Raw genomic sequence first — 12,661 nt, 5'->3', positions numbered from 1 at the left:
AGGGAATGTATACAGCCGTATCCACTTAAGTATATGAAATAAAAAGAGAATTGATGTATTTTTGAGGTGGCGTATAGTGCCCCGGACAAAACGGAGCCCTGCATGACGCCCATTGATGATCACCCGCTGCGCTATGCGCTGGCCAATGAACTGCACGCGCGCCCCTTTCCGGTGGCCGCGACGCCGTGCACGGTGGTGTTCTTGGCGATCAAGAAGCCAGATGCAGCCGTGGCACGGGACCGGGATGAGGATCTGGCCCATCTGATCAATCTGCTGGATCGCCACGGCGCACAACATCCGCAGCCGGAGGCGACGCATTACGCTGGTCAGATTGGCCGTCATTGGTTGAAATGGGAACAGCATACCGAATTCGTCACTTACACTGCGATTACACAAAATGTCAGCGATCGCCCCTTTAACCCGGCAGATTTCGAAGTCTTTCCCCCTGATTGGTTGATGGCCAGCCCAGGGCAAAGGGTGACGTCGGCCATGCTCCGCGTGGTTGAACGCCAGGACGACGAAGCGGTCCGGTCCTCTCTGGGGAACTGGTTCGAGCCTGAAAGCCTTGCCGTGGCCCGGGTGCTGGACGATACCGCCATTTGTGCCAGTGATTTCCGTATCGATCCGGCCGGGCACATGCGCTTTGCGCTGTTTGTCAGCAAGGGCACAGGGCGACGCAGGACGGGGCGGATCATTCAGCGTTTGTGTGAGATCGAGACCTATAAAGCAATGTCAATGCTTGGGTTTGCCCGCGTCAAACAGCTGACCCCACGTATCGGTGAATTGGACGGTAGGCTGACCGAGTTGATGGGGCAAATGACCGACAACACGGCCCACCCAGATGAACTGCTGCCCGATCTATTGTCCACCTCGACCGAGCTGGAAACGCTGTCCGCCCAGTGTTCCTTTCGGTTTGGGGCGACGGGGGCCTATGAGGCTATCGTGAACCAGCGGATCGAAGTGCTGCGAGAAGAGCGGTTTGAGAGCCGTCAGAGTTTCGCCGATTTCATGATGCGCCGGTACGATCCGGCCATTCGAACCGTCAAATCCACCGAGCGCCGCCTGCAGGCTTTGTCCGATCGGGCGATCCGTGCTGGAGAATTGTTACGTACACGGGTCGATGTGGAACGCAGTGCGCAAAACCAGGCGCTGCTGGAAAGCATGGATCGGCGTGCCCAGATTGCGCTGCGGCTACAGCACACCGTCGAAGGGCTGTCTGTGGTAGCTATCAGTTTCTACGCGGTGACGCTGGTTAGTGACTTTCTTTACCCGCTGACCGAGGATGGGATCAGTCAGGGACGGTTGACTTCGGTTGTGACGATCCCTGTCATTCTGTGCGTCTGGGTTGCCATCCGTCAGATTCGAAAGCGTTTGCAATAGCCCGCAATTGCGAATTACCTAGGGCGCTTTAGGAACAGCAAACTGCGCGTGGGAGTTTTCTGTGATCGGAATTATGTCTGCATGGCGGGCGGTGGCTGCCATGTTCATCCTGAACGGTGCGCTGTTTGGCATTTGGGCATCTCGCATTCCAGCCGTGCGGGACAGGCTGGAATTGACGCATGAGGCATTGGGCTATGGTCTGCTGTTCATGGCAGCGGGGGCTGTGTGTTCCTTTCCGGTGACGGGGCGGTTGTCTGATCGGTTCGGGGCCGTAGCCATCACGCGGGTTATTGCGGTGCTGTACACGTTGTCTCTGATCCTGTTGGCCGTGGCCGATGGGTTCTGGGCGCTGGCGGGGTTCCTGTTCGTATTCGGTGCCTTTCACGGTTCAATGGATGTGGCCATGAACGCCTGGGCCGCCGAGGTCGAGCAAGCCTATGACAAACCAGTCATGTCCTCGTTCCACGCGATGTGGAGTTTGGGCGCCGGGTTGGGGGCGCTTAGCGGATACGGGGCGGTGCAGCTGGGACTGACAGTAATGCAGCACTTTTTACTGGCTGGCGGAGTTGTCGTGGCGCTGGCGCTGACCCTGTCCTGGGTTAAGTGGGCGTCGCGCAGAGCTGTCTCACATGACGGCAGTGTCTTTGCCCTGCCGTCCGGTGCGTTGATCCTGGTTGGGTTCACTGCGCTGTGCGGCGCTTTGGGGGAAGGTGCCGTAGCGGATTGGAGTGCAATATTCCTGCGCGATGTGACGGGTGCCGCCGAAAGCGTCGCTGCGTTGGGATATGCCGTGTTTTCGGTGACGATGGTGGCGTTTCGGCTGGCTGGCGGATTTGCAATCGCGCGGTTTGGTCCTGTCGCAACAGCCCGTTTTGGAGGCATTTGCGCGGCACTTGGCGTGTTCGGTGTGGTCTCGACATCAGAGGCGGGATTGGCCTTGGCGGGTTTTGCCCTGATGGGGGTTGGTTATGCTGTGATCATGCCGCTGGCCTTCAGCCGGGCAGCCAATGATCCGCATGTGCCGCCGGGGCAGGCCATCGCCAGTGTGGCGACGCTGGGGTACGGAGGGTTACTGATCGGCCCACCGCTTATTGGGATTTTGGCCGAGATGCTTACATTACGATTGGCATTCATGGTTTTGTTGCCCTTGGCCATCCTGATTGTCCTGCTGTCCGGCGCGCTGCGGCCTGCGTCTTTGGACTGACTTGAGAATTCCGCGCCGGGATAAAGCCGGGGCAAAGAAAAAAGATGGGAGAAGACTATGCCGATCAAAAACCGTTTTGCCGAATTGCAGAGTGAAATCACTGGGTGGCGGCGCGATATTCATGAAAACCCCGAGATTCTATTCGAAACGCACCGCACCAGCGCACTGGTTGCTGAGAAGCTGAAGGAATTCGGCTGTGATGAGGTTGTCACCGGAATTGGTCGCACCGGGGTCGTTGGGGTGATCAAAGGTAAGGTCGACACGGGGGGCAAGGTGATCGGTCTGCGGGCCGATATGGATGCACTGCCGATACATGAGGCGACGGGTCTGGAGTATGCCTCCAAGACCGATGGGGCGATGCATGCCTGTGGTCATGACGGGCATACGGCGATGTTGCTGGGAGCGGCGAAATACCTCTCGGAAACGCGGAATTTCGACGGCACCGTCGTGGTGATCTTTCAACCCGCCGAAGAGGGTGGCGGCGGAGGCCGCGAAATGTGCGAGGACGGCATGATGGACCGTTGGGGCATCCAAGAGGTCTATGGCATGCACAACTGGCCGGGCCGCCCGGTCGGCAGTTTTGCCATTCGTCCGGGCGCGTTCTTTGCGGCCACAGATCAATTCGACATCACCTTTGAGGGCAAGGGCGGTCACGCGGCCAAACCACATGAGACAGTCGATACAACCGTGATGGCGGCGCAAGCGGTTCTGGCATTGCAGACGGTGGCGTCGCGCAATGCAGATCCGGTGGATCAGGTCGTGGTTTCAGTTACGTCGTTTGAAACCTCGACCACCGCCTTTAACGTCATCCCCCAAACGGTACAGATCAAAGGTACCGTCCGTACGATGAGTTCAAAAATGCGGGAAATGGCGGAAAAGCGCATCAAAGAGATTTGCAACGGAATCGCGGCGACGTTTGGCGGAACGGCCAATGTCACCTATTACTTGGGCTATCCGGTGATGGTGAACAGCGACGAGCAGACCGACTTTGCAGCGGATGTCGCACGTTCGGTGGCGGGTAATTGCGACGAGGCACCGTTGATCATGGGCGGCGAGGATTTCGCCTTTATGCTCGAAGAACGACCGGGGGCGTATATTCTGGTTGGCAATGGCGACACGGCGGCGGTGCATCATCCTGAGTACAACTTCAACGACGAGGCCATTCCGGCAGGGTGCAGCTGGTGGGCTGAGATTGTCGAACAGCGGATGCCGGCGGCCTGATCTTGGCGTTGGGTGGCGAGGGGCCAGCCCCTCGCGCTACCCGGTACGTACTTAGTCAGATGACGTTGAACCCGACCCAGTTAAGCTGAGTTCGGTGCATAGCGTCTCGACGATTGCATCCAGCGCCGATTGTTGGGTGTTTACGCAGGATTTCGCAGCCGTACGGGCTGTGTCCAGCGTGGTTTGGTCAGATAGCCAGGTTTCCACGGCCTCGGTCAGTTCGGAAGCAGATTGAACTTGTAGCGCCCCGCCGGATTCGATCAGCGGGGCGAATGTTTCGGCAAAGTTGAAATAGCCGGGGCCGGTGATTACAGCGGCACCCGCCTGTGCCGGTTCGAACGGATTGTGGCCGCCGATCTCTTTCAGTGATCCGCCAAGGAACACAATAGGGCACAGCGCGTACCATGTGCCGGTTTCACCCAGCGTATCTGCCATGTAGACCTGCGTTTTGTCGGTGATCTTGTCGTCATTCGATCGAATGGCCACAGTTTGCCTCGCTTGGGTTGCCAGACTGGCGACCTCGGCGCGGCGTTCAGGGTGGCGCGGGATCAGCAACAGCAGCAGGTCGGGCCAGCGTTTGAGCAGCTCTGCGTGGGCGGCAAGAACGGTTTCCTCTTCACCGGCATGTGTCGAACTGGCGATCCAGACGGGGCGGGCGCCGATCTGTGCGCGGATTTCGGACAACGTGGCCTGATCAATCGGCAAGGGGTCAGACATGGCCTTCAGGTTCGTGCCCGGCTGTACACGATCAGCGGGCGCGCCCATCACGATCAGGTTTTGCGCGGTCTTGTTGTTCTGGGTCAGGAACAGGCGAAAACGATCCAGAATGAACCGGGCTGTGTCCGGGCGTTTCTTCCAGCCTTCGACGGATTTGTCCGACAGGCGTGCGTTGAGCAGAGCCAAGGGCATGCCACGCTTGGCACCTTCGACAATCAGACGGGGCCAGATTTCGCTTTCGACGAAAATACCGGCATTTGGGTGCCAGTGGTCCAGAAAGCGCCGCACGGGGCCAGCCGTGTCCAGCGGCGGATATTGGTGGCGCGTTCGTGGTGGCATGCGTTTTTCGATCAGCGCAGCCGAGGTTGGCGTGCCAGAGGTGATCAGAAACTCGGCATCCGGCAGACGTTCCCCCAACCGTTTGATCAGGCTGATGACCGAAAGGGTTTCACCAACGCTGGCGGCGTGGAACCAGATCAGCTGGCCGTCGGGGCGGGGCAGGCTGGCACGGCCTTGGCGTTCCTGTTGTCGGGTTACGGAAACATCCGCGGCTTGCAGTTTGTTCCGTACGGTGCGCCAGACGAACGGTCCCGCAACAGAGGTCAGGCCGCAATATAGACGATACAGCAGCGTCGGTCGGCCCGTCTGGTCCGGCACGTCAGCCGCCTGTGTGGCTCATGTGACGGCTCATCTTGCCGTCGACCGCCTGGCGGGAATAGTCGAAATCATGTCCCTTGGGCTTGAGGTTGATCGCCGCGCGGATTGCGTCTTCGAGCGGTTGCTCTGTATCGGGGTGATCGCGTAGTGGACCACGCAGGTCAGCCATGTCCTCTTGGCCCAGACACATAAACAGCTCACCAGTGCAGGTCAGGCGCACGCGGTTGCAGCTTTCGCAGAAATTATGCGACAGAGGGGTGATGAAGCCGATCTTTTGGCCGGTTTCCTCTAGGCGAACATAACGCGCTGGCCCGCCGCTGCGTTCTGCCAGATCGGTCACGGAATAGTGGTTCTCGTATTCCTTACGAACATCCTTGAGCGACCAATACTGATCCAGACGATCCTCATTGCCGATATCGCCCATGGGCATGACCTCGATCCAGGTCAGGTCCATATCGCGTTCCGCACACCATTTCGTGATCGTCGGCAATTCTTCTTCGTTGAAGCCCTTCAGGGCCACCGCGTTGATCTTTATCCTCAGCCCGGCTTTCTGCGCTGCGTCGATGCCGTTCAACACTTGTTTAAGACGGCCCCAGCGGGTGATCGCGGCGAATTTATCTTCGTCCAGCGTATCCAGCGAGATATTTACCCGGCGCACACCTGCTGCGTACAGGTCATCGGCAAAACGGTGCAGCTGCGAGCCATTGGTGGTCAGCGTCAGCTCTTTCAACGCGCCGCTGTCCAGATGGCGGGTCATGCTGTTGAAAAACGTCATGATATTTCTGCGCACAAGCGGCTCACCACCGGTAATGCGCAGCTTTTCAACCCCCAACTTCACAAAGGTCGAGCACATGCGGTCCAGCTCTTCCAGCGTCAGCAGGTCTTTCTTTGGCAGAAACTTCATGTCTTCGGACATGCAGTAAACACAGCGGAAATCGCAGCGGTCTGTGACAGAGACGCGGAGATAGGTGATCGCACGTGCGAATGGGTCGATAAGCGGAGCAGTCATGCGACATAGGTAAAGCCGCGACCTGCCTGCGACAAGGGCGAAGTTTCCTTTGCGCTGGTACAGATGCGCACAGGGCGATAGGTTGATGGCATGAGATATATGCTATTCGCTTTGTGTATTCTGGTGGCCGGATGCGACACCGTACGGTCCGCGACAGATCGGGTCTTTGGGGGCGAAAAGACGCCTTCTGAACCTGAAGACGCCGTGGTCGAAGAGGTTGTGGCAGAGGAAGCAGTTGAATCAGAACCCGTTGCGGCCACTGCTGCCGGCTGGGTGGGCGCAAAGACGACCATAGCCGGATTGGGCGATCCGACCACGCCGGGTCGTTGGCTGGAAACTCCGCTGGTCGACGTCGAATTCACCGGTCGCGTGGTCGTTCCCAGAACCGGCTCGCAGGCTTATATTACGCTGGTTCCAGCGCCAGGGCCCGAAAGCGGCGGCAGTCGGTTGTCTCTGGATGCGATGCGGGCTTTGCTGTTGCCATTCGACGAATTGGTTGAACTTGAGGTCTATTCCAACTGATCTTTCAGGTATTTTCCGGCTTCGCGGCGGGCGAAGGGCTTCATCGCGTCACCATGGGTTTTCAGAAAAGCGATGACTCGTTCAGCGTCGTGTTTGGACAGGTCACGCAGCCACCAAGCAATGGCTTTCTGAATGAACCAGTCCCGGTCCGGCACATAGCTTGCCGCCCAGCCAAGGATGCGGTCGCGCCGTGCCAGATCGTCGGGTTTGGGGTGGTTCTGCTTGGTCCAGGGAAGGGTGGCCACCAGCGCTGCGCGCCGTGTCCACATATGATCGGAAGTCGTCCAGATTTCCACCTGATCCAACCGGGTTGGGTCGGCTGACAGACGTTTTTGCATCGCCATGCAGGCGTGATCGGCCGCAGCCCAGGCGTCGAAATCGGGCAACCAGCTGTGCAGTAAATCCCAGACCGCCCCATCAGGCCGAATGCGGGCCTGGGTCAGCAGTTTGGCTGCGGCCAGACGGCCCTCGTGTATATTGGTCTGCCACAAGGCATCCGCCAACTCCACGCGCTCAGATACATCCAGGTCTTGACGCCAATCTTTCGTCAGGTCGTTCAGAACGGGGTTCGCGACACCCAGATAGGGGCGGTCGACCTTGTGATAGGCCGCCATTTGGCTCGCGCGCTCGAGGTCGGCATGAGCTTTGATCTGGTCCAGATAGAAATTCAATGTTTGTCGCCCTGCTGGTGAAACGGGCCGTGGGTGCAGCCCGATCTTGGCTTATTCGACGGTGACGGATTTCGCCAGATTGCGGGGCTGGTCCACATCGGTACCTTTGGCGACAGCCGTATGATAGGCCAGCAGTTGCGCCGGAACCGAATACAGGATCGGGGCAAGGCTGGGATGGATATGGGGCATGCGAATAGTGCTCCACACCCCATCCTCGGCCTCGGTAACGCCGTCATCATCCGAGACCAGTATGACCTTGCCTTTGCGCGCCATGACCTCTTGCATGTTCGACACGGTCTTGTCGAACACTGTGTCGCGCGGGGCCATGACCACTACTGGCATGTGTTTGTCGATCAGGGCGATGGGGCCGTGCTTCAGTTCACCCGACGCATAACCTTCGGCGTGTATATAGCTGATTTCTTTTAGTTTCAGCGCACCTTCCATAGCCAGTGGATACATTAGGCCGCGGCCCAGGAACAGCACATCGCGCGCCTCGGACAAGCGCTGGGCCGAGGCCTTGATGGACTGGTTCTGATCCAGCGCGGCATTTAGTGCGGTCGGCAATCCACGCAATGCGGCGGCATGATCAGCCAGTTCCTCATCGCTTAGGGTGCCCCGATCCGCAGCCGCCTTGAGCGCCAGCATCAGCAATACGCTTAGCTGACAAGTGAAAGCTTTGGTCGAGGCCACACCGATCTCAACCCCAGCATGGATCGGCAGGGCGATGTCGCTTTCGCGCGCGATCGAGCTTTCGGGGACATTGATCACCGAAACGATCTTATCGGCCTTGCCCTCGCAATAGCGCAGCGCGGCCAGCGTGTCGGCGGTCTCACCCGACTGGCTGACAAACAAGGCCGCCGTGCGATCGGGGATCGGAGGTTCGCGATAGCGAAACTCGCTGGCGATATCGACCTCGACGGGCATTCTGGCCAACTGTTCGAACCAGTACTTTGCTGTCAGACAGGCATAAAAGGCAGTTCCGCAGGCGACCATGGTCAGGCGGTCCAGCTTGCTGAAATCCAGCTCACAGGGCAGGGTGATCTCGTTGCCACCAGTGGGCAGGTAGGATTGGATTGCCTCGGCAACCACCACGGGTTGCTCGGCGATTTCCTTTGCCATGAAATGCTTGTGACCCGCCTTGTCGGCCCGTGTTTGATCCAGTTTGATCTGGCGGGTCTCGCGGTTGGCCAGTTCTCCGGCTTCGTTGCGGATTTCAAGCGAAGTGCGGGTCAGGACCGCCCGGTCGCCTTCTTCAAGATAGGTGATACGATCCGTCAGCGGGGCCAGCGCAATGGCGTCCGAACCGACATACATTTCGCCTTCCCCATGCCCAATGGCCAAAGGTGAGCCCTTACGCGCCGCGACGATCAGGTCGTCTTGCCCGTCAAACAGAAATGCAAGTGCAAACGCCCCTTGAAGCCGGTCGATGGTTTTGAACGCCGCATCAACGGGCGATAGGCCGATATTGAGATAATACTCGGCCATCAGAGCCACGGTTTCGGTATCGGTCTCGGTGACGAAATCGACGCCATGTTCGGCTAACTCAGCCCGCAAATCGCGATAGTTTTCGACAATGCCGTTATGCACCACGGCCACGGGGCCTGCCTTGTGCGGGTGCGCGTTGGTGACTGATGGTGCGCCATGTGTGGCCCAACGGGTATGCCCGATGCCCGATTTTCCGCGCAGAGGATTATGCACCAGCAAATCGCTGAGGTTGACCAACTTGCCCACAGCCCGACGCCGCCCAAGTTCACCGTCATTGATCGTCGCGATACCGGCGCTGTCATAGCCGCGATATTCCAGCCGTTTCAGCGCCTCAACCAAAATAGGGGCGGCTTCGTGTTGCCCCAGTACACCTACAATTCCACACATAGATCAGGCTCCTTTGTCGCGGCGAGCCTTCTTCGCCTTCAACATATCAAACAATTTACGTGCATAACCCGGCTTGTTGTCCTGCTTGGCGCGGGCCACGGCCAGCGCGTCGGGCTCGACGTCTCGCGTTACAACCGTTCCTGTCGCGGTCATCGCCCCGTCGCCCACCGTCACCGGGGCCACCAGCATTGTGTTTGAGCCGACAAAAACATTCTCACCAATTGTCGTGCGATGCTTCATCACACCGTCATAGTTGCAGGTGATTGTTCCAGCGCCGATATTCGACGCCGCACCTACCGACGCGTCACCGATATAGCTGAGGTGGTTAACCTTGGCCCCTTCGGCGATCTCGGCGTTCTTTATCTCGACAAAATTGCCGATGCGGGCGTTTTCGGCCAACTCGGCACCTGGGCGCAGGCGGGCATAAGGCCCAACAATAGAACTGCGGCTGACGTGGCAGCCCTCCAAATGCGAAAACGACCGGATTGTAGCACCACTTTCGACTGTGACGCCGGGGCCAAAAACCACGTTGGGTTCAATCACAGTGTCGCGCCCGATGACGGTGTCAGCGGCCAGATAAACAGTATCGGGTGCCATCAGGGTGACGCCAAGATCCAACAGCTCGGCACGGGCACTGGCCTGAAACACAGCATCTGCCGCAGCCAAATCGGTGCGGGAGTTCACACCTAATGTCTGTGCTTCGTCACAGGCGACTGCGGTGACTTTCAGACCGCGCGCGCGCGCGATTTCCACGACGTCCGTCAAATAATACTCACCTGCCGCGTTGTCATTTCTTACCGTGTCGATCAGGGAAAACAACGCCTGCGCATCACAGGCCAAAAGACCAGAGTTGCAGAAGGTTATCGCGCGCTCTTCATCCGATGCGTCTTTGAATTCGACGATCCGCTCAAGACTGTCACCGTTCATCACCAGGCGACCATAACGCGCAGGATCGCCGGCCTCAAACCCCAGAATGACAAGATCGTTTTCTGCCCGCGCCGCGATCATGCGTTCCAGCGTATCGGGCTGCAGAAACGGCGTGTCGCCATACAAAACCACGACGTCGCCGGTGAATCCGTCCAAAGCCTCGCGTGCCTGCGCGACGGCATGGGCAGTGCCCAACTGCTCGTCCTGAACAGCGATTTGCGCCGCTTCATCCTCGGCAGTTGCAACTTTGGCTACGGCTTCAGCCCCGTGCCCGGTGACGATAACGGTCCGCTCGGGCGACAATATGGCCCCGGCGCGCATGGCGTGCACCAGCATCGGGACCTGCGCGATGGGATGAAGAACTTTGGGAATATCCGAATGCATCCTGGTGCCTTTTCCAGCGGCAAGGATGACAAGGGCAGTGCTCATGAAATCGATTTCTCTTTGTGTTTTGTTGCGCTCCGTTTTATCCGCTGAGGGCAAAGGCGCAAGCGGTTCACGGATCAAACAAGATTGCCGTTTGCAACACGAGACGGCAATAAACCGCCGAGGCAGGAGGCACAATGCGCACAGTAATCTTCGATCTGGACGGAACTTTGGCCGATACGTCGGGCGATTTGCTCGCGGCGGCCAACCACTGTTTTCGCCAGATGGGGCATGGGGATGTCTTGGTTCACGATGATGACGCAGCCGTTGCCTTGCGGGGTGGACGGATGATGCTGACCCATGGGCTGAAGCGGGTCGGTGCTTATGATGAGGATACTGTTCTGTCCTATTATCCCACCCTGCTTGAGGCTTACGCGAAGGACATCGACACCCACACTCGGTTCTATCCCGGTGCGCTTGAGGCTGTCGAAATGCTGAAATCCCAAGGTTATGGCGTAGGTATCTGCACCAATAAACCCGAGGCTCTGGCCCATCAGCTGCTGACCCAGATGGGCGTTCGGGATCAGTTTGCGTCTTTGGTGGGCGCAGATACGTTGCCCGTGCGCAAACCGGACCCCGAACCACTGCGCGAAGCCGCGCGCCGGGCCGGGGGACACCCCGATTTGTGTGTGCTGATCGGCGATTCCGACACCGACCGAAATACGGCGCGGGCAGCGGGCGTGCCCTCGGTGCTGGTGACGTTTGGCCCGTCCGGGGAAGATATGGCCGCATTGGAACCCGAAGCACTGCTGCATCACTTTGATGATCTGCCAGAGCTGGTCACCGGACTGATTGGTGCGGCGGCACAAATTCTTGACCCCAACCCTTTGCAGGATCAGAACTAGCCCATGACCGAAATATTCACTGGCAGCTTCACCCAGCAGGAACCTATTCCAGAAGAGGCGATTGACGCCGCCATGGCCGTTCTGCGCCATGGGCGTCTGCATCGCTATAACGTCGTCCCCGGAGAGTTGGGCGAAACCGCGCTGCTGGAGCAGGAGTTCGCGGCGCAAATGGGGGCGAAATACTGTCTGGCTGTGTCTTCTGGGGGTTATGCACTGGCCACCGCATTGCGGGCCGTGGGGGTGCAGCCGGGTGATCCGGTTTTGACCAACGCCTTCACGCTTGCGCCGGTGCCGGGGTCGATTGCCTCGGTCGGGGCAAGGCCGGTTTTTGTGGGCGTGACTGAGAATCTGACGATTGATCTGGATGATCTTGAGGCCAAGCTAGATCAGGCGCGGGTGCTGATGCTCAGCCACATGCGCGGACATCTGTGCGATATGGACCGGCTAATGCAGATGTGTGATACGGCGGGCGTTGCGGTGATCGAGGACTGCGCCCACACAATGGGTGCCGCATGGCGCGGGCAATTGTCGGGGCGTCAGGGGGCGATTGGGTGCTATTCCTGCCAGACGTACAAACACGTCAATTCCGGTGAAGGCGGTCTGCTGATCACCGATGACGAAGTGCTTGCGGCCAAGGCCACGATGCTGTCGGGTTCGTACATGCTGTATGAACGCCACCTTGCCGCACCGGGGCCCGAGGTGTTTGAAAAGATCAAATACACCACGCCCAATGTGTCCGGCCGCATGGACAATCTGCGCGCTGCGATCCTGCGCCCGCAACTGCGTGATCTTGACCGGCAGGTGCAGCGCTGGAACGAACGCTATGACGAGATCGCGACCGGCCTGCGGGACACCCCCGGCCTGACCATCGTCGAGCGTCCCGAGCAAGAGACCTATGTCGGTTCGTCGATCCAGTTCTTGCTGCTCGACTGGACGCCCGAACGCATTGCCGAGGTAATCCGTCGTTGCGGTGCACGGGGGGTTGAGATTAAGTGGTTTGGTGGGGCGGAGCCGACGGGATTCACCTCGCGCTATGACAGTTGGCGCTATGCCGAAAGCACGCCTTTGCCCGCAAGTGATCGTATCCTTGCCGGGGTGATGGATATGCGCGTGCCGTTGACTTTTTCGCTGGACGACTGCCGCCTGATCGCGCGCATCATCCGGGCCGAAGTTGGGGCTGTGTTTCAATCGTGATCCAATTGAGTGCGCC

The 12,661-nt window shown here is 58.8% G+C and carries 11 protein-coding genes; 6 read left to right on the top strand and 5 right to left on the bottom strand.

What is annotated here, in order from left to right:
* Positions 1-102 precede the first annotated feature (102 nt).
* The 3 genes from ACR0LY_RS06440 to ACR0LY_RS06430 all read left to right on the top strand — a co-directional run bounded on the left by ACR0LY_RS06440 (position 103) and on the right by ACR0LY_RS06430 (position 3,805).
* A complete protein-coding gene (locus tag ACR0LY_RS06440; RefSeq protein WP_170348106.1) occupies positions 103-1,380 on the top strand; it encodes a DUF3422 family protein in 1,278 nt (425 codons plus the stop codon).
* A 61-nt stretch (positions 1,381-1,441) separates the two neighbouring features.
* Positions 1,442-2,584 carry an MFS transporter gene (locus tag ACR0LY_RS06435; RefSeq protein WP_368040124.1) on the top strand — a complete coding sequence of 381 codons (1,143 nt, stop codon included), beginning with the start codon at positions 1,442-1,444 and terminating at the stop codon, positions 2,582-2,584.
* A gap of 57 nt (positions 2,585-2,641) precedes the next feature.
* Positions 2,642-3,805 carry a M20 aminoacylase family protein gene (locus ACR0LY_RS06430; protein WP_170348108.1) on the top strand — a complete coding sequence of 388 codons (1,164 nt, stop codon included), beginning with the start codon at positions 2,642-2,644 and terminating at the stop codon, positions 3,803-3,805.
* A 51-nt stretch (positions 3,806-3,856) separates the two neighbouring features.
* On the opposite strand, the gene ACR0LY_RS06425 is transcribed toward ACR0LY_RS06430, so the two are convergent.
* Positions 3,857-5,179 carry a 3-deoxy-D-manno-octulosonic acid transferase gene (locus tag ACR0LY_RS06425; RefSeq protein WP_170348110.1) on the bottom strand — a complete coding sequence of 441 codons (1,323 nt, stop codon included), beginning with the start codon at positions 5,177-5,179 and terminating at the stop codon, positions 3,857-3,859.
* Position 5,180: 1 nt separating this feature from the next.
* Complete coding sequence (gene moaA, locus ACR0LY_RS06420) at positions 5,181-6,188, bottom strand: GTP 3',8-cyclase MoaA (protein WP_170348111.1); 1,008 nt, start codon at positions 6,186-6,188, stop codon at positions 5,181-5,183.
* A 90-nt stretch (positions 6,189-6,278) separates the two neighbouring features.
* Between moaA and ACR0LY_RS06415 the strand changes: the two genes are divergently transcribed.
* Entirely contained in the window at positions 6,279-6,710 is a 432-nt protein-coding gene (locus ACR0LY_RS06415; protein ID WP_170348113.1) for a hypothetical protein, read from the top strand.
* Here ACR0LY_RS06415 and ACR0LY_RS06410 read toward each other — a convergent pair.
* The 3 genes from ACR0LY_RS06410 to glmU are packed head-to-tail and all read right to left on the bottom strand — an operon-like array spanning position 6,698 to position 10,609.
* On the bottom strand, positions 6,698-7,381 hold the full coding sequence (locus ACR0LY_RS06410) for a DNA alkylation repair protein (protein ID WP_302477175.1): 684 nt from the start codon (positions 7,379-7,381) through the stop codon (positions 6,698-6,700). The genes ACR0LY_RS06415 and ACR0LY_RS06410 overlap by 13 nt on opposite strands.
* A gap of 51 nt (positions 7,382-7,432) precedes the next feature.
* On the bottom strand, positions 7,433-9,253 hold the full coding sequence (glmS, locus tag ACR0LY_RS06405) for a glutamine--fructose-6-phosphate transaminase (isomerizing) (RefSeq protein ID WP_170348115.1): 1,821 nt from the start codon (positions 9,251-9,253) through the stop codon (positions 7,433-7,435).
* 3 nt (positions 9,254-9,256) lie between these two features.
* The gene (gene glmU, locus ACR0LY_RS06400) at positions 9,257-10,609 is read right to left on the bottom strand and encodes a bifunctional UDP-N-acetylglucosamine diphosphorylase/glucosamine-1-phosphate N-acetyltransferase GlmU (RefSeq protein ID WP_170348117.1); all 1,353 of its coding nucleotides are present in this window, start codon (positions 10,607-10,609) and stop codon (positions 9,257-9,259) included.
* 134 nt (positions 10,610-10,743) lie between these two features.
* On the opposite strand from glmU, the gene ACR0LY_RS06395 reads away from it, so the two are divergent.
* Together ACR0LY_RS06395 and ACR0LY_RS06390 are read left to right on the top strand one after the other, a co-directional pair.
* Complete coding sequence (locus ACR0LY_RS06395) at positions 10,744-11,451, top strand: HAD-IA family hydrolase (RefSeq protein WP_170348119.1); 708 nt, start codon at positions 10,744-10,746, stop codon at positions 11,449-11,451.
* 3 nt (positions 11,452-11,454) lie between these two features.
* Positions 11,455-12,645: a DegT/DnrJ/EryC1/StrS family aminotransferase gene (locus tag ACR0LY_RS06390; RefSeq protein ID WP_170348121.1), complete on the top strand. Its 1,191-nt coding sequence runs from the start codon at positions 11,455-11,457 to the stop codon at positions 12,643-12,645.
* The last annotated feature ends 16 nt before the right edge of the window (positions 12,646-12,661 follow it).

This window comes from Ruegeria sp. BC5, from assembly GCF_056539205.1.
The sequence above is the reverse complement of the archived record's forward strand: the minus strand, read 5'-3'. Positions and strand labels throughout refer to the sequence as shown.